This is a genomic window from Sphingomonas sp. CV7422, from assembly GCF_027945725.1.
Taxonomy (GTDB): domain Bacteria; phylum Pseudomonadota; class Alphaproteobacteria; order Sphingomonadales; family Sphingomonadaceae; genus Sphingomonas; species Sphingomonas kyungheensis.
The window spans coordinates 3251040-3267363 of record NZ_CP115900.1 but is presented as its reverse complement, the minus strand read 5'-3'; the positions used below and the strand labels follow the sequence as shown (position 1 = coordinate 3267363).

The window sequence follows — 16324 nt, the reverse complement described above, 5'->3', positions numbered from 1 at the left end:
CAACGCCCTCAGTACTCCACAACCCTAGGCTCCTGAGTGCGCAGGAGCACTGGCGCGGGTTCGCAGGCGTCGCGCTTTCGGGGGCGTGCTGCGGAAGGGTTTCGTAAAGGCGCCCCGACGCCGGTCGCCGGTGCCGCGCCGGGCCCTGCGCAGGCGCGATTTGGTAAAGCTTTCGAACACCATGCCGGCCGACCGGCGGCAGCTTTTGCCGCTCCCCGGCAACGGGCGGCAAGGCTTTGCCGCCGGCCTTGCCGCCGGGTCCGCGGCCGGCGAAAAAGCGGCAGGTGCCACGCGGAATCGAAAACTGGCACGGCGGTTGCTTAGCTCCGGGCAGCGCAATGGTGCGCCGGAGATTTGGGCCGATGGCCGCAGAGAGTTTGTTCGGAGTCCATGGTGCCGCCCTCGAAGTGCGCGGGCAGCGCATGGGCGTGCTGGCCTCCAACATCGCCAACGCCTCGACTCCCGGCTTCAAGGCGAAGGACATCGACTTCAAGTCGGCGCTCGCCACGCTGGAGCAGGACAATAACGGCACCCTCGACGCCGCGACCAAGTTCCGCGTGCCGCTGCAGACCTCGATGGACGGCAATACCGTCGAGCTCAACGAAGAGCAGACCGCCTTCGCCGAGAACGCCGTCCAGTATCAGACGACGCTGTCGTTCCTCAACGGGCGGATCGGCCAGATCACCCGCGCGCTGAAGGGGGAGTAAGCCGATGGCCGATCCGATCAACGTCTTCCAGGTCGCCGGGCGGGCGATGAGCGCGCAGCTCATCCGCATGAACACCACCGCGTCGAACCTCGCCAATGTCGGCGGCACGACCGGCTCGGCGGACACCGCCTACAAGACGATGAAGCCGGTGTTCCGCACCAGCTTCGACGCGGCGAGCGGCCTTGCCACCGTCGACGTCGAGAAGATCGTCACCGCCGGTGAATCGCCGACCAAGATCTACGATCCGAACAACCCGCTCGCCGACAAGGATGGCAATATCTACCAGGCCGCGGTCGATGAAAGCCGTGAACTCGTCGACATGATGGAGACGGCACGTTCGTATCAAAACAACGTCGAGGTGATGAATACTGCCAAGCAGCTCACCATCGATACCCTCAAGCTGGGACGTTAATGATGGTGGACTCGATTACCTCGACGCAGTCGACGTTCGACGCGACGCTCGACAAGCTCGGCATCAAGCGGTCGGGCTCCACCAGCGCGACGACGACGGCGACCGGCGCCTCGACGACGCCGACCGCGACCAAGACGACGCTCGACCAGTCCGATTTCCTGACGCTGCTGACCACGCAGCTCAAGAACCAGGACCCGCTGAGCCCGATGGACAACACCCAGATGGTCGCCCAGATGGCGCAATTCTCGTCGGTCGCCGGGATCAGCGAGATGAACAAGACGCTGTCGAGCGTCGCCACCAAATTGGGCTCGACCACCGCGTCCGACGCGATGAGCTATGTCGGCAAGACGGTGCTGACCGAGGGATCGACCGCCTATCCGCGCGCCAGCGGCAGCCTCGACGGGGCGGTCGAGCTCGACGACGACGCGACCCAGGTCACCGTGTCGATCTCCGACGCCAACGGCGGCACGCTGCGCAACCTGACGCTCGGCGCGCAGAAGAAGGGCACCGCGACTTTCGACTGGGACGGCAAGGACGGCGCCGGCAACAGCGCCGGCGACGGGCCGTTCACGGTCACCGCGCTCGCCACCGCCGGCGACAAGACCGTGACCAGCCGCACCCTCGTGTGGGCGCCGGTCGAATCCGTCTCCTTGCCGTCGAGCGGCTCGCCGACGCTCAAGGTGCTCGGCGTCGGCGACGTCAATCCCGCCGACGTCCGGTCCGCCACCTGATCCCGCTTTTCCCGATATCCGCTTCCAAGGAGTAACCCGATGTCCTTCTACACCTCGCTCTCCGGCCTCCAGGCGTCGCAGACCGACATGGCGACGATCAGCCACAATCTCGCCAACGTCTCGACCACCGGCTTCAAGAAGAGCCGTACCGAATTCGCCGACATCATCGCGTCCAGCACCTCGACCGATCCGCGCAAGATGGTCGGTTCGGGCGTCGTGGTGAAGGGCAACACGCAGCAGTTCAAGGAGGGCAACCTCACCACCACGTCGAACGCGCTCGACCTGGCGATGGTCGGCGAAGGCTTCTTCACGATGCGCTCGACCGGCACCAGCGATTCGACCACCTACACGCGCAACGGCAGCTTCTCGGTCGATTCGAACAACAACGTCGTCGACGCGCAGGGCAGCTACCTGATGGTCTATCCGGTCGACAGCGACGGCAACGTCACCGCCACCGGCGAGAAGGGCCTGACCACGCTGCAGATCCAGCAGACCAGCGGCACGCCCAAGGGCACCAGCAAGGTCGCCACCGCGGTGCAGATGTCGTCGACCTCGACCGTCAAGGGCGCCGCGGCCGACTATAAGTTCGATCGCACCGACACGACGACCTACAACAACTCGGTCGCCTCGCGCATCTATGACGCGAACGGCAATCCGATGACGATGACCAGCTATTACGTGCGCACCGCGACGGGCACCGACGGCCCGCCGGTCACCACCGGCAGCTGGGACGTCTATACCTTCGTCGGCGACCAGGCGATGACCACCGGCACCGCGCCCAACACGAGCAACAAGGTGACGCTGACCTTCGACGACAAGGGCGCGCTGACCTCGACCTCGCCGACCAAGATCGACTTCAACGCCTTCACCCCGACCTCGGGCGCGGCGACGCAGACGATCTCGCTCGACATCACCAATTCGACGCAGCTGTCGTCGGCCTTCGCGGTCAACGCCAAGACGCAGGACGGTATTCCGGTCGGCCAGCTCGCCGGCGTCACCGTCACCGACGCGGGCCTGATCCAGGCGAGCTTCTCGAACGGCGACATCAAGCCGCTCGGCAAGGTCGCGCTCGCCAAATTCTCGACGCCGACCGGCCTGCGCCAGATCGGCAGCAGCTATTGGGCGGCGACCGGCGTGTCGGGCGCGGCGACGCTCGGCATGGCGAGCGCCGACGGCTTCGGCACGCTGATGAGCGGCACGATCGAAGGATCGAACGTCGACATCACCGAGGAGCTGGTCAACCTGATCGCGGCGCAGCGCAACTTCCAGGCGAACTCGAAGGCGCTCGATACCGCCAATCAGGTGTCGCAGACGATCATCCAGATCCGCAACTGAGCGACGCGGCGCGGAGGCTTTAGATGGACAAACTGGTCTATACGGCGGCGACGGGGCTGCGTGCGCACATGCAGGCGCAGGCGGCGATCGCCAACAATATGGCGAATGCGTCCACCACCGGCTTCCGCGCCGACCGCGTCGTCTTCGACCGGATCGAGCTGAAGGGCGGCGGCACGCAGCTCGAGGCGCGCATGCCGACCAGCGAAGAGGTCACCGACGCCGATCGCGCCCCCGGCGCGATCCAGGCGACCGGCCGGCCACTCGACGTCGCGATCAGCGGCAACACCGACTGGCTGGCGGTGCAGGCCGCCGACGGCAGCGAGGCCTATACCCGTCGCGGCGATCTCGAGATCGCGGCGTCGGGCGTGCTCCAGACCGGCGACGGCTTCATCGTCCAGGGTCAGGCGGGGCCGATCACCGTGCCGCCGCACGACAGCCTGACGATCGCCGCCGACGGCACGATCAGCATCGTGCCGCAGGGCGGCGACGCCAAGAACCCGCAGGTGCTCGACCGGCTCAAGCTGGTCGACACCAAGGGGACGACGACGCTCAAGGGCCTCGACAATCTGCTGCGCGTCAAGGGCGGCGGGGTGCTCCCCGCCAATCTCGACGCCAAGGTGCAGGGCGGCGCGCTGGAGGCCTCCAACGTCAACATGACGCAGGCGCTGGTCGACATGATCGAGAACCAGCGCAGTTACGAAGTCCAGGCCAATCTGATGAAGTCCGCCAAGGACATGGACGAGAGCAGCACCTCGGTGATGCGTCTGCCGAGCTAAGGGAAGAAAGATATGTCCTCCTCCGCCATGCACATCGCGCGCACCGGGCTCGACGCCCAGGATACGCGCATGCGGGTGATCTCGAACAACCTCGCCAACGTCAACACGACGGGGTTCAAGAAGGATCGCGCCGCGTTCGAGACGCTCGCCTATCAGACGATCACCGCGCCCGGCGCGGCGTCGACCGCCGACACCAAATATGCCACCGGGCTCAACCTCGGCACCGGCGTGCGCGTGCAGGGGACGGCGCGGATCGATACGCAGGGCTCGTTGACGCAGACCGGCAACGCCTATGATCTGGCGCTCGACGGCGACGGCTATTTCCAGGTGCAGCTGCCCGGCGGCAACCTCGGCTATACGCGCGCCGGCAATTTCAGCCGCAGCCCGGAAGGCCTGCTGATCACCTCCGAAGGCTATCAGGTGATGCCGGGCATCACCGTGCCCGCCAACGCCACCTCGGTGTCGATCGGCACCGACGGCACGGTGACGGCGCAGATCCCCGGACAGAACGAGGGGACCAACCTCGGCCAGATCCAGGTCGCGAGCTTCCCCAATCCGACCGGGTTGCAATCGACCGGCGACAATTACCTCAAGGAGACCGCCTCGTCGGGCGCCGCTAACATGGGCATCCCCGGCCAGGACGGCCGCGGCAACGTCCGCCAGGGCAGCCTCGAGGCGTCGAACGTCAACGTCGTCGAGGAACTCGTCGACATGATCGAGACGCAGCGCGCCTATGAGGTCAATTCCAAGATGATCTCGTCGTCCGACGAGATGCTCAAGACGTTGAACCAGAACCTGTGATGCCCGCTCCGCTGTTCCGCGCCGGGATCGCCGGCCTGCTCGTCCTCGGTGTCGCCGCCCCGGCCGACGCCCGCCTGTTCAAGAAGAAGCCGGCGGAGGATTTCACCGCGGTGCGCGCGCCGCTGGCGCCGCCCGCGCCGGTCGCCAACGGATCGATCTTCCAGGCGGGCGATGGCTATGCCGCGCTTTACGAGGGCTGGCGCGCGCGCCGGGTCGGCGATCCGCTGACGATCGTGCTGGTCGAGCGCACCGCGGCGTCCAAATCCTCCGGGTCGAAGCTCGATTCCAAGGGCTCGTTCGGCGTCACGCCGCCGACCACCGGGCCGCTCAAGCTGTTCAACTCGACCGATATCGGCGCGAGCGGCACGCGCGGGTTCGACGGTTCGGGGCAGGCCGACCAGGCCAATTCGCTGTCGGGCGAGGTCTCGGTGACGGTCGCCGAGGTCTATCCCAACGGCACGATGCTGGTGCAGGGGCAGAAGCGCGTCACGCTCAACCGCGGCGACGAGTTCCTCCAGATCAAGGGCATCGTCCGTACCGCCGATATCGGCGCGGACAATCGCATCCTGTCGACGCGGGTCGCGGACGCGCAGATCGCCTATACCGGCAAGGGCGATGTCGCACGCGCCGGGCGGCAGGGCTGGCTCAGCCGCTTCTTCTCCGTCGTCAGCCCGTTCTGATGCGCCGGGCCCCGTCCTCACCCTCCGCCGCCTTCGGCGTCCCTCCCTTTCCCAATGGGGAGAGGGAAGGCGGAACGGGTGCGGGCAGGGTTAGCGCTACGGTAACCAATATGAGTGCAGGCATTGCCGCTATGATCCGTCATCTTGCCCGTTCGCTGATCACCGCGCTGATCGCCACCGTCGGCCTTGCCGCGCCCGCTTCGGCGGACCGGATCAAGGACCTCGGCGGCTTCCAGGGTATCCGGGCCAACCAGCTCACCGGCTATGGCGTCGTCGTCGGCCTGCCCGGCACCGGGGACGACAATCTCGAATATACCGTCCAGTCGCTGAAGGCGGTGGCGTCACGCTTCGGCCTGCAACTGCCGCCCGGTGCCAATCCGGGGATGAAGAATGCCGCGGTGGTGATGATCACCGCCGAGCTGCCGCCCTTCGCCAAGCCCGGCCAGCGGCTCGACATCACCGTCGCCTCGATGGGCAAGGCCAAGTCGCTGCGCGGCGGCAGCCTCGTGCTGACCCCGCTGCTCGGCGCGGACAATCAGATCTATGCGATGGCGCAGGGCAATCTCGCGGTCGGCGGCCTCGGCGCGGAGGGCGCGGACGGATCGCGGATCGTCGTCAACGTGCCCTCGACCGGCCGCATCCCCGAGGGCGCCACCGTCGAGCGCGCGGTCGCCACCGGCTTCGATTCGGCGCCGATGCTGACCTTCAACCTCGCGCGGTCGGATTTCACCACCGCGCAGAACGTCGCGCAGGCGATCAACGCCAAGCTCGGCTTCGGCACCGCGCAGGCGGTCGACGGCGTGTCGGTCGCGGTGCGCGCGCCGCCGGGCGCCGACGTGCGCGCGACGCTGATGTCGACGATCGAGAACCTCGATGTCACTTCGGCCGAGCCGCCTGCAAAAGTAATTGTAAATGCGCGCACCGGAACGGTCGTTATCAATTCTGCGGTCAGGGTGGGTCCTGCCGCGGTGACGCACGGCAAGCTGACCGTGCGCATCGACGAGAACCAGCGGATCAGCCAGCCGGCGCCGTTCAGCCAGGGTCAGACCGCGTTGGAGAAGAAGTCCAACGTGTCGATCGAGGAGGAGAAGAAACCGATGTTCCTCATCAACCCCGGCCCCAGGCTCGCCGACATCGTCAAGGCGGTGAATGCGATCGGCGCGTCGCCCGCGGACCTCGTCGCGATCCTCGAGGCGCTCAAGGAAGCGGGCAGCCTCAAGGCGGAGCTGATCGTGCTATGACGACGCTCGGCACCACGCCCGTCGGTGCGACCGGCGGCATCTCGACCGATACGTCGCGGCTCAAGTCCGCCGAAAACCTCAAGAAGGCGGGCGAGAAGTTCGAAGCGGTGTTCACCGGCATGATGCTGAAGAGCATGCGCAAGGCCAAGCTCGCCGACCCGCTGTTCGATTCGAAGGCGATCGACACGTTCAGCGAGATGCAGGACGCCCGCGTCGCGCAGACGATGGCGGAGACGACGCCGCTCGGCATCGGCAAGGCGATGACCGCCTTCCTCGCCAAGTCGCAATCCGATCTTAACACCTCTGTTGCAGATCCGCCCAAATGAGCGACTTGCTGTCGATCGGCGCTTCGGGCGTCCGCGCGTATCAGAGCGCGCTGTCCACGGTGGGCGAGAATATCGCCAACGTGAACTCGACCGGTTATACCCGGCGCACGGTCAACATCAGCGAAGTGGCGGGCGGCAGCGGCTCGCTCAATCCCTATGGCGCCGGCAACGGTGTCGTGCTGACCGGGGTCGGCCGGTCGGCCAACGTCTATGCGAGCGCCGCGCTGCGCGCCTCGACCAGCGACCTGTCGCGCACCACCAAGGGCGCGGAATGGCTCGATCGCATCCAGGACGCGCTGACCGGCAATGCGCTGACCACCCGCGTCACCTCCTTCTTCGCCTCGGCGCAGAGCCTTGCCGCCGAACCCAATTCGACCGCGCTGCGCACCGGCATGCTGAGCGCCGCGGCCTCGGCGGGGATCGCCTTCACCGCGACCGGCAAGGCGTTCGACCAGATCGATTCGGATATCGACACCGCCGGCAACCAGGCGGCGCAGAGCCTGACCTCGCTCGGCGACTCGCTCGGCAAGATCAACGACAGTCTCGGCCGCGCGCAGGTCGGCAGCACCGCCGCGGCGCAGCTGATGGACCAGCGCGACAATATCCTCTCGCAGATGAGCGAACTCGCCGACGTCACCACCAAGACCGATGCGATCGGCCGCGCGACGGTGAGCTTCGCCGGATCGACCGGCCCGGCCTTCGTCCAGGGCGTGACCAGCGGGCAGGTCGCCTATGACCGCGGCAGCGACGGCAAGGTGTCCTTCACGGTGACGGTCGGCGCGGTCAACAGCCAGATCACCGCGAGCGGCGGCACGATCGCCGGCATCACCGACGGCGCCGAGCGCGTCGCGGCGATCCGCCAGGAGCTGAACGCGGTCGCCACCGGCTTCACCGGCGCGGTCAACGCCAACCAGACCGCCGGGCTCGATCAGAACGGCAACACCGGCATCGCGATGTTCGCGACCGGCACGAATCCGACCGACATCAGCGTGTCCGATCAATTCACCTCCGGCAGCCTGATCGCCGCGGGCAAGATCGCGGCGAGCGCCGGCGGCGGGGTGCGCGATTCGTCCAACCTCACCGCGCTCGAAGCGACGCGGCAGTCGCAGGGGTTCGAGACCAAGCTGACCGCGCTCGTCACCGACAATGCGACGGCGTACAAGCAGAAGAACACCATCGCCGACGCGCAGACCGCGATCCGCGACGGCGCGGCGACCGCGCTGTCGACCGCGACCGGCGTCAACCTCGATTCGGAAGCCGTCGACCTGATGCGCTTCCAGCAGGCCTATGCCGCCTCGGGCCGCGTCATCCAGGTGGCGCGCGAGACGATGCAGACCATCCTCGACATCCGCTAGGGCCGCGCCATGCAGATCTCCACCAGCCTCTTCTACAGCAATGCGGCGACCCGCTTTTCGCAGATGAGCAGCCGCGCCTCGGACTTGCAGACGCAGATCTCGACCGGCAAGAAGATCCTCAAGCCCTCCGACGATCCCGCCGCGGCGCAGCAGCTCGCCGAGCTCGACCGCAAGGATGCCGACGCCGCGGTCTATGGCACCAACATCACGCTGGCGAGCTCGCTGCTCGATCAGGCGGACGGCGTGCTCAGCCAGATCAGCACACAGCTGACCCGCGCCTCGGAACTCGCGACGACGGCGGCGAACGGCACGCAGACCGATGCGACGCGCAAGGTGATCGCGACCGAGCTCACCTCGATCATCGGCTCGCTGGTCGGCCTCGCCAATACCAAGAACGTGCGCGGCCAGCCGCTGTTCGGCTCCGCCTCGGGCGGCGCGGCGGTGGTCGACAACAAGGACGGCACCTTCACCTTCCCGCCCGACGTCGAAGTGTCCGAAGTGCCGATCGCCGACGGACAGACCGTGCAGGCGACCGAGAGCGCCAAGCGAATCTTCACGCTGCCCGGCGGCACCGACAACACGCTGGAGATGCTGAGCAAGCTCGCCGCGACGCTCAACGCCGGCGGCGACGTCTCGGCGTCGGTCGCGTCCTCGCTCGACCAGATCACCCAGTCGATCGATCAGGTCGCCGACGTTTCCGCGTCGGTCGGCGCGCGCGGCGCGCGGGTCGATCTCCAGCAGCAGTTGCTGACCAGCGCCAACACCGATCGCAGCGAGCTGCGCGGCAAGATCGAACAGGTCGACGTCACCGACGCCGTCGTCCAGCTCCAGCAGATGATGACCGCGCTGTCCGCGTCGCAGGCGAGCTTCAGCAAGCTCTCCAGCCTGTCGCTGTTCGACTACCTCAAATAAGCGCCGCCGCGGCCGGCGGCGCAACAAACTCACCGCGCCGGTAACCACTTGTCGAGGAAGTGCGGTTAATCCGGTCGTATCGGATTGCCGGCCGCGCCGGCGCAACGGGGGTTGCCCAACGTGTTTCCAGCCATCGGTCTTGTCGTCCTGCTCGCCATGGTGTTCGGCGGCTTCGCCATCACCGGCGGTGCGCTTGGCCCGGTGATGGAGGCGATCCCGCACGAGATGCTGATCATCGGCGGCGCCGCCGCCGGCGCGCTGATCATCGGCAATTCGGGGACCGAGCTGAAGGCGATGGGCGGCGGCCTCGCCAAGGTGTTCAAGGGCCCCAAATACAAGAAGCAGGATTATCTCGACGTCATCTTCCTGGTCAGCAAGCTGATGAAGATGCTGCGCATGGACGGGCCGATCGCGCTCGAACCGCATGTCGAGGACCCCAAATCGTCGGCGGTGTTCAGCGAATATCCGCGGCTGCTCGCCGACCACACGCTGGTCAATCTGATCGCCGACACGCTGCGCCTCGTCGTCGTCTCGTCGGGGACGCTCGACGTCCACGCGGTCGAGGAGGTGATGGATCATGCGATCAAGACCCACCACCATGAGGTGGAGGGACCGCATACCACGCTGACCAGCCTGGCGGATTCGCTGCCCGCGCTCGGCATCGTCGCGGCGGTGCTCGGCATCGTCAAGACGATGGGATCGATCGACAAGCCGCCGTCGGTGCTCGGCGGGATGATCGGTTCGGCGCTGGTCGGCACGTTCATGGGCGTGCTGCTCGCCTATGGCATCGTCTCGCCGCTCGCCGGACGGCTGAAGCAGGTGATCGATGCCGACGCGGCGATCTACAACGTCGTCAAGCAGATCATCATCGCCTCGTTGCACGGCCATCCGCAGCCGCTGGTCATCGAGGCGGCACGTTCGGGCATCGCGCACAAGAACCAGCCGGGGTTCGCCGAGGTGTTCGACGGGCTGCGCGGCAAGTAAGGCGGGAGCAGAGCCATGGCCCGCGCCGCCCCCCACGGCAACAACCAGCCGCCCAAGATCATCATTGTCAAGAAGATCATCGACGGCGGGCACGGCGGCCATCACGGCGGCGCGTGGAAGGTCGCCTATGCCGATTTCGTCACCGCGATGATGGCGTTCTTCCTGTTGCTGTGGCTGCTCGGCGCGACGACCGAGAAGCAGCGCAAGGGGATCGCCGACTATTTCGCGCCGACCCTGCTCGACAAGAAGATGACCGGCCTCGGCGGCAACGGCGTGCTCGGCGGCGAATCGATCCTCAGCAACAACAAGCTCGGCCCCAAGGCGGCATCGGCCCCGATCGCGTCGATCGGCATCCCGATGAGCACGGCGGGCGGCGACCGCAGCGGCACCGGCGACAAGGGATCGCTGCGCAACCCGGTGGCGATGCAGGCGGACAAGCAGGCGTTCCAGGCGATCAAGCAGCAGCTCGAAAAGCAGATCAAGGCGTCGCCGCGGCTCGCCAAGATGGCCGACCATATCCGCTTCGTGCCGACGCAGGACGGGCTGCGCATCGATCTGGTCGACAATGCCGATTATTCGATGTTCGCGCTCGGCACCACCGCGCTCGATCCCAAGGCGTCCGAGCTGATCGGGATGATCGCCGGCACGATCGCGGGCACGCCCAACACGATCATGATCCGCGGCCATACCGACAGCGTGCCCTATGGCGACCCGCGGGCGATGAACAACTGGATGCTCTCCTCGGGCCGTGCCGAGGCGACGCGGCGGCGGCTGGCGCTCGGCGGAATTCCCGAATCGCGGTTCGAGCGGATCGAGGGCGTCGCTGATCGCGAGCCGATCATCACCGACGATCCCGGCGATCCGCGCAACCGCCGCGTCGCGATCACCTTGCTGTACCGGCAGGGCAAGTTCGGCCAGTAATCCGGCGCGCCACGACGCTTCGCTTTTGCGCGGCGATATGGGACAGTGACCGCTCCATGAGCAGCGGAGGCGCGGTTGCGGCACGACCTGACATTCACCACCGCGCTCGCGGCCGCCTTTCTCGCCAGCGGCTGCGGCCAGCGCCATGACGATGCCGACGGCTGGGTCGCGCAGGGCGATACGGCGCTGTGCACCGATCGCGACGGCAAGCGCGTCGCCGACGCCAATTGCGCGCGCCAGGCGCATGCCGGCGGCGGGGCGAGCCCGTTCCTGTGGTATTTCCTCGCGCGCAATGCGGTGATCCCGCCCTATGGCGAGCGGGTCGGCGGCGGCTCGTTCGCGCGGGCACCGGGGCGGGCCTATGGCTTTGCCCCCGCGACGACGCAGGTGACGCGCGCCGGGGCGATCAGCCGCGGCGGGTTCGGCGCCTCGGCGCGGAGCTTCGGCGGCGGCCGCTCGTGATCCGCATGCCGCTGACCCCGCGCCGCGACTGGCAGGCGCAGGTCGAGGCGGAGGGGCTGGTCTGGCACAGCAGCGACGGGCAGCCCTATTGGGACGAATCCGCCTACTACCGGTTCAACGCGGCGCAGGTCGCCGAGATCGAGACGGCGACCGCCGAACTCTATCGCCTGTTCCTCGCGGTGGGGGAGGCGATCGTCGCCGAGCCGCGGCGGATGGACCGGCTCGGCATTCCGCGCGCTTTCCACCAGCCGATCCGCGAGGCCTGGGAAGCGGAGCCGCCGGCGCTCAACTTCGGCCGCTTCGACCTCGGCTATGACGGTGCGTCGCCGCCCAAATTGTTCGAGTTCAACTGCGACACGCCAACCTCGCTGCTCGAGGCGGCGGTGATCCAGTGGAGCTGGAAGGCGGCATGCTTTCCGGACGCCGACCAGTTCACCAGCCTCCACGAACGGCTGGTCGAGAGATGGCGCGACCTCGGCGCCCATCTGCCTGCCCGCGTCCACTTCGCGCATGCTGCCGACGACGCGGGGGAGGACGGCGTCACCACCGCCTATCTGCGCGACACCGCGGCGGCGGCGGGGATCGATACCGCAGCCCTGCCGATCGACGCGATCGGCTGGGACGAGCAGCGCCGCCGCTTCGTCGACGAGGGCGGCGCGCCGATCGATGCGCTGTTCAAGCTCTATCCCTGGGAGTGGCTCGCCAACGAGGCGTTCGCCGGCGTGCTCGCCGAGGATCTCGCCGCGGGCGGCACCTCGTGGATCGAGCCGGTGTGGAAGATGCTGTGGAGCAACAAGGGCGTGCTGGCGATGCTGTGGGAGCTGTTCCCCGATCACCCCAATCTTCTCGCCGCCGGCTTCGCCATCCCCGAGGGCGACGCGGTCGCCAAGCCGCTGCTGTCGCGCGAGGGTGCCAACGTCTCGATCCGGCGCGGCGGCCGCATCGTCGCCGAGGCGCTGGGCGATTATGGCGACGAGGGCTATGTCTATCAGGCGATCTATCCGCTGCCCGAGACGGCGCCGGGCTGTTACCCGGTGATCGGCAGCTGGGTGGTCGACGGCGTGCCCGCGGGGATGGGAATCCGCGAGGGCGGGCTGATCACCGGCAATGGCGCGCGCTTCGTGCCGCATATCGTCCTCGACTGAGTGATCGGAGCGGGGCTGTTCGTCGCCTCGGTCGGCAGTGTTCGGGGGGGATCGGCGATTTGGTTCGCGCGGAGGCGCGGAGGCGCGGAGGGGAGGTGGCCGGTTTGGCCCTTGCGTTCCCTCTTCGCCGGAGGGGAGGCAACCGACTGCGCCGGGTGCGCCCCCTCCGCGCCTCCGCGTGACCCTTACTGGCGGTAGCTTGGATCGATGCGGTCGAGCTTGCGCAGCAGCGCCGGCCAGGCGAGCGCCTGCGCCACCATCCCCATCCCAGCGGGGCTGGCCTGATGTGCGACCTTCTCCTCGACCCCGTCGGGCGGCGGGTTGAGGCCGTCGCGTCCCGCCGCGAGCATATGCACCTGCGCCTGGCACGCACGTTCGAGGAAGTAGAGCCGAAGGAAACAGGCCGCGACCGAATTGCCCACCGCCAGCGTGCCGTGGTTGCGCAGGATCATCGCATTCTTGATGCCGAGGTCCGCGACCAGCCGCTCGCGCTCGGCGAGGTCGGTCGCGATGCCCTCATAATCGTGATAGGCGACGTCGTGGCTCGCGATCATCGCGGTCTGGGTGTGCGGCAGCAGCCCGCACGCCATCGCCGACACCGCCTGACCGTGCGGCGTGTGCAGATGCATCACCGCGTGCGCGTCGTCGCGCGCCATGTGGATCGCGGAGTGGATGGTGAAGCCCGCCGGATTGACCGGATGGTCCGAGCGACCGACCGGCTGCCCGTCGACGTCGATCTTGACCAGCGACGAGGCGGTGATCTCCTCGAACATCATATTGTACGGGTTGATCAGGAAGTGATGCTCCGGCCCCGGCACGCGCGCCGACAGATGGGTGAAGATCAGATCGTCCCAGCCGTAGAGCGCGACCAGCCGATAGGCGGCGGCGAGATCGACGCGCGCCGCCCATTCCTCCGGGCTGATCGAATCGGGGCAGGCGGGGGTGGCTGCGGGCATCGTGGCCATGGTGGATCCTCTCTTATCGTTGGCCGGCAGGATGACAGGAAATGCCCGCCCGGCAAGCCGGTGCGGATCGTGGCAAGATTGTGGCAACACGGACAAGATGGACACCTTGACCGAAACGATCGCGGTCCATCGTTTCCGGATGGCGACCGTTCACCACGCCCCGGCCTCCGCGTCCTCCGCCTCGAGCCGCGCCGCGGCGGGATGCGGTTGCCGCTGGTCGATGACGTCGAGCAGCGCCGGGAACAGCGCGGCGAGTTCGGGCGGCGTCAGCACCGGATGGGCGGGCGCCGGCTGGTGCGCGAGCAGGAAGGTGAGCAGCCGGTCGTTGTAGACAATGCGCGTGCCGACCTGTTCGCCGCGGTGCCAGACCGCCACCTCCTGCCCGGCGATCGCGCGCTCCATCGCGATGTCGAGCAGCCGCTTGCGCCCCATCTGGATCGCCACGTCCCAGGCGAGCGCGAAGAGGCTGTAGGATTCGCGCTGGCGCATCGCATAAGCGGTGTTGCGCGCGACGCCGACCGCGGCGCAGGCGTGGCTGACGCAGCCGCTGTCGGCGAGCGCCTGGATGAAGTGGCGTTGCGTCGCGATGCTCCAGCCGTCGATCCGCCGGCGCTGGCGGAGGCGGGCGGCGATCGGCGCCATATCCGGATCGTCGCCGCCGGGCTTACCGCGCGGCTTGGTGACCGCGGCGATGGCGACGGCGGGATCGCCGCCGGCCTTGACCGCCTCGATCCCCGCGAGGATCGCGCGATCGGTCATCGCCCGCCGCTCCGCCTGCTGCGCCTCCCACTGCCGGGCGCGCGCCGCGCTCCAGGGTTCGTCGTGCTTGCTCATCGTCCCTCCGATTCGCTGCCAGGGGACCGACGACCTATGCCAAGTGCGACCGTGTAGGACAGAGGGATTCTATGATGCGCTGAGGCGGCGTTGACGCTCGCATTATGGAGTTACATAATGGGCGGCGAGATCAGCTTCGATCCGGTCAAGCGGGCGATGACGCTGGCGGACCGTGGGCTGGATTTCGCCGAGGCCGGGCGGGTGTTCGATAGCCGAAGCAAGACGGTGATCGACGACCGGTTCGACTATGGTGAGATGCGTTACGTGACGTACGGATGGCTTGAGCAGGATGCCGTGGCAGTGGTGTGGACCGAGCGGGATGGCGGGTGTCGGGTGATCTCGATGCGGCATATGCACCAATGGGAGATCAGACATGTCGGACTGGATTGATCCCGATGACGCGCCCGAATTGACCGAGGAGATGGCGGAGATCGCCGAGATACGGGTGGGCGGCAAGGTGATCCGCCCGGCGACGGGGTATCTCGGGCCGAACGGCGTCGTGCGCGGCCGCCCGCCGCTGCGCGAGCAGGCGAAGCGGCAGGTGACGCTGCGGCTCGATCCCGATGTGATCGAGCGGTTCCGCGCCGATGGGCCGGGCTGGCAGGGGCGGATGAACGCTGCGCTGCGCAAGGCGGCGGGGCTTTAGGGGTAACGCTGTCGAGCGTGGAGCACGGCGAGCACCTCAATTGCATGAATCGCGACCCGATATACGAGAATGTAGTTCGGATGAACGATCGCCTCCCGCGTGCCGGCGATCCGGCCGGGACGATGAATGTAGGGGTGGTCGGGCAGGCGGTCGGCGGCGTGCTGGATCAGCGCCTCCAGCCGGTCGGCCGCGGCGACATTGCGTTCGGCGATGTAATCGAGAATGTCGAGAAAGTCGGTAGTCGCATCGTCGCTCCAGACGACGGCGAGCGTCATTTTGCACGATGCCGATCAATGATCCTGCGCGCCTCGGCCATCACTTGATCGTGCGGTATTTTCGGCGCCTTGGACGCCATAGCCCGCTCGACCTTGGCGCGGAACCATGCGTCATAGGCCTCCGCCTCTTCGGTCGTCGCGAATTCCGACTCGATGGGGGTGAGGTCGGTCATGGGGAAGATATAACGGGTCGAAGTACTCAGCGGAAGAGAGGTGCGACGGTGCGGGTCGATCCCGATGTGATCGGGCGGTTCCGCACGCGGATGGGCCGGGCGGGCAGGGGCGGATGAACGATGCGTCCCCAACGTCGATGGCGCCTGACTCGACTTAACCGCGGCTACAATACTACGGCACCGACGTTGTAAGATGGAAGCGACGATGATCCTCGTAACCCTCGTTGCGGCGGCCACGCCAACGTCTGACGTGTCCGTCCGCGGCATGATCCGAGAGGCGCGGGAGATCATTCTCCAGTCGGGCGGCCAATTGTGGGCCGGCTATCCGAAAATTCCGCTGCCTGTGCTCTTGATCGACGAGAAGCAGGAGCGTCTGTTTTGTGGCCAGCCAGCGGCAGGGTTTCGTCCGGCGGGGATCGATCGTGTGACGGGATGCCCAGTGCAGCGCCGTCCGCGACAGCTTCCGGTCGATTTGGCCGCGGCCACCGATCTGGACCAACAGTCCGTCATCGAAATTGGTCTACCCTCGGCAGTGGGCCTCTCTCGGCCTGAATGGATCGTCACCCTAAATCATGAGACATTCCCATCAATATCAGGCGAATATCCCGAGTTATAATCGGACGGTTGCAGATGTTGGGCGGCA

Annotated in this window: 22 protein-coding genes; 18 read left to right on the top strand and 4 right to left on the bottom strand. The window is 67.3% G+C overall.

What is annotated here, in order from left to right; genetic code table 11:
- The first annotated feature begins 362 nt into the window (after positions 1-362).
- The 15 genes from flgB (at position 363) to PBN85_RS15450 (ending at position 12788) form a co-directional block, all read left to right on the top strand.
- Complete coding sequence (gene flgB / locus PBN85_RS15520; protein WP_037531908.1) at positions 363-707, top strand: flagellar basal body rod protein FlgB; 345 nt, start codon at positions 363-365, stop codon at positions 705-707.
- A 4-nt stretch (positions 708-711) separates the two neighbouring features.
- The gene (flgC, locus tag PBN85_RS15515) at positions 712-1119 is read left to right on the top strand and encodes a flagellar basal body rod protein FlgC (RefSeq protein WP_037531910.1); all 408 of its coding nucleotides are present in this window, start codon (positions 712-714) and stop codon (positions 1117-1119) included.
- Positions 1120-1121: 2 nt separating this feature from the next.
- Positions 1122-1850, top strand: coding sequence for a flagellar hook assembly protein FlgD (locus tag PBN85_RS15510; protein ID WP_271299549.1), 729 nt, complete (start codon positions 1122-1124; stop codon positions 1848-1850).
- A gap of 39 nt (positions 1851-1889) precedes the next feature.
- Positions 1890-3185, top strand: a complete 1296-nt coding sequence (locus PBN85_RS15505) for a flagellar hook protein FlgE (protein WP_037531913.1) — start codon at positions 1890-1892, stop codon at positions 3183-3185.
- 23 nt (positions 3186-3208) lie between these two features.
- Positions 3209-3961: a flagellar basal-body rod protein FlgF gene (gene flgF / locus PBN85_RS15500; protein ID WP_037531916.1), complete on the top strand. Its 753-nt coding sequence runs from the start codon at positions 3209-3211 to the stop codon at positions 3959-3961.
- Positions 3962-3973: 12 nt separating this feature from the next.
- Positions 3974-4762 carry a flagellar basal-body rod protein FlgG gene (flgG, locus tag PBN85_RS15495; protein WP_037531917.1) on the top strand — a complete coding sequence of 263 codons (789 nt, stop codon included), beginning with the start codon at positions 3974-3976 and terminating at the stop codon, positions 4760-4762.
- Positions 4762-5442: a flagellar basal body L-ring protein FlgH gene (locus PBN85_RS15490; RefSeq protein WP_051583249.1), complete on the top strand. Its 681-nt coding sequence runs from the start codon at positions 4762-4764 to the stop codon at positions 5440-5442. The genes flgG and PBN85_RS15490 overlap by 1 nt, the downstream gene beginning before the upstream one ends.
- A 131-nt stretch (positions 5443-5573) precedes the next feature.
- Entirely contained in the window at positions 5574-6683 is a 1110-nt protein-coding gene (locus PBN85_RS15485; RefSeq protein WP_037531918.1) for a flagellar basal body P-ring protein FlgI, read from the top strand.
- The gene (locus tag PBN85_RS15480) at positions 6680-7009 is read left to right on the top strand and encodes a rod-binding protein (protein WP_037531919.1); all 330 of its coding nucleotides are present in this window, start codon (positions 6680-6682) and stop codon (positions 7007-7009) included. The genes PBN85_RS15485 and PBN85_RS15480 overlap by 4 nt, the downstream gene beginning before the upstream one ends.
- On the top strand, positions 7006-8364 hold the full coding sequence (flgK, locus tag PBN85_RS15475) for a flagellar hook-associated protein FlgK (protein ID WP_037531921.1): 1359 nt from the start codon (positions 7006-7008) through the stop codon (positions 8362-8364). Before PBN85_RS15480 ends, flgK begins: the two co-directional genes overlap by 4 nt.
- 9 nt (positions 8365-8373) lie before the next feature.
- Positions 8374-9276: a flagellar hook-associated protein FlgL gene (gene flgL, locus PBN85_RS15470; RefSeq protein ID WP_271299548.1), complete on the top strand. Its 903-nt coding sequence runs from the start codon at positions 8374-8376 to the stop codon at positions 9274-9276.
- A 120-nt stretch (positions 9277-9396) separates the two neighbouring features.
- Positions 9397-10260 carry a flagellar motor stator protein MotA gene (gene motA, locus PBN85_RS15465; RefSeq protein ID WP_037532027.1) on the top strand — a complete coding sequence of 288 codons (864 nt, stop codon included), beginning with the start codon at positions 9397-9399 and terminating at the stop codon, positions 10258-10260.
- Positions 10261-10275: 15 nt separating this feature from the next.
- Positions 10276-11181, top strand: coding sequence for a flagellar motor protein MotB (locus PBN85_RS15460; protein WP_037531923.1), 906 nt, complete (start codon positions 10276-10278; stop codon positions 11179-11181).
- Between the two features lie 75 nt (positions 11182-11256).
- Positions 11257-11643 (top strand): hypothetical protein, encoded by a 387-nt coding sequence (locus PBN85_RS15455; RefSeq protein ID WP_037531924.1) that lies wholly within the window; start codon positions 11257-11259, stop codon positions 11641-11643.
- A 5-nt stretch (positions 11644-11648) separates the two neighbouring features.
- The gene (locus PBN85_RS15450; RefSeq protein ID WP_443026789.1) at positions 11649-12788 is read left to right on the top strand and encodes a glutathionylspermidine synthase family protein; all 1140 of its coding nucleotides are present in this window, start codon (positions 11649-11651) and stop codon (positions 12786-12788) included.
- Positions 12789-12973: 185 nt separating this feature from the next.
- Here PBN85_RS15450 and PBN85_RS15445 read toward each other — a convergent pair whose 3' ends face one another.
- Together PBN85_RS15445 and PBN85_RS15440 are read right to left on the bottom strand one after the other, a co-directional pair.
- Positions 12974-13753, bottom strand: a complete 780-nt coding sequence (locus PBN85_RS15445; RefSeq protein WP_373276438.1) for a class II aldolase/adducin family protein — start codon at positions 13751-13753, stop codon at positions 12974-12976.
- Positions 13754-13903: 150 nt separating this feature from the next.
- Positions 13904-14587: a hypothetical protein gene (locus PBN85_RS15440; protein WP_271299546.1), complete on the bottom strand. Its 684-nt coding sequence runs from the start codon at positions 14585-14587 to the stop codon at positions 13904-13906.
- Positions 14588-14704: 117 nt separating this feature from the next.
- Here PBN85_RS15440 and PBN85_RS15435 point away from each other — a divergent pair, with 117 nt between their 5' ends.
- Positions 14705-14977 carry a BrnT family toxin gene (locus tag PBN85_RS15435; RefSeq protein WP_271299545.1) on the top strand — a complete coding sequence of 91 codons (273 nt, stop codon included), beginning with the start codon at positions 14705-14707 and terminating at the stop codon, positions 14975-14977.
- Positions 14961-15233 carry a BrnA antitoxin family protein gene (locus PBN85_RS15430; protein ID WP_081792901.1) on the top strand — a complete coding sequence of 91 codons (273 nt, stop codon included), beginning with the start codon at positions 14961-14963 and terminating at the stop codon, positions 15231-15233. Before PBN85_RS15435 ends, PBN85_RS15430 begins: the two co-directional genes overlap by 17 nt.
- On the opposite strand, the gene PBN85_RS15425 is transcribed toward PBN85_RS15430, so the two are convergent.
- Together PBN85_RS15425 and relB are read right to left on the bottom strand one after the other, a co-directional pair.
- Positions 15230-15508, bottom strand: a complete 279-nt coding sequence (locus PBN85_RS15425; protein ID WP_037531928.1) for a type II toxin-antitoxin system RelE/ParE family toxin — start codon at positions 15506-15508, stop codon at positions 15230-15232. The two genes, PBN85_RS15430 and PBN85_RS15425, sit on opposite strands and share 4 nt — an antisense overlap.
- A complete protein-coding gene (gene relB / locus PBN85_RS15420) occupies positions 15505-15681 on the bottom strand; it encodes a type II toxin-antitoxin system RelB family antitoxin (RefSeq protein WP_037531930.1) in 177 nt (58 codons plus the stop codon). Before relB ends, PBN85_RS15425 begins: the two co-directional genes overlap by 4 nt.
- 205 nt (positions 15682-15886) lie before the next feature.
- On the opposite strand from relB, the gene PBN85_RS15415 reads away from it, so the two are divergent.
- Complete coding sequence (locus PBN85_RS15415; protein WP_271299544.1) at positions 15887-16297, top strand: hypothetical protein; 411 nt, start codon at positions 15887-15889, stop codon at positions 16295-16297.
- Positions 16298-16324: the final 27 nt, after the last annotated feature.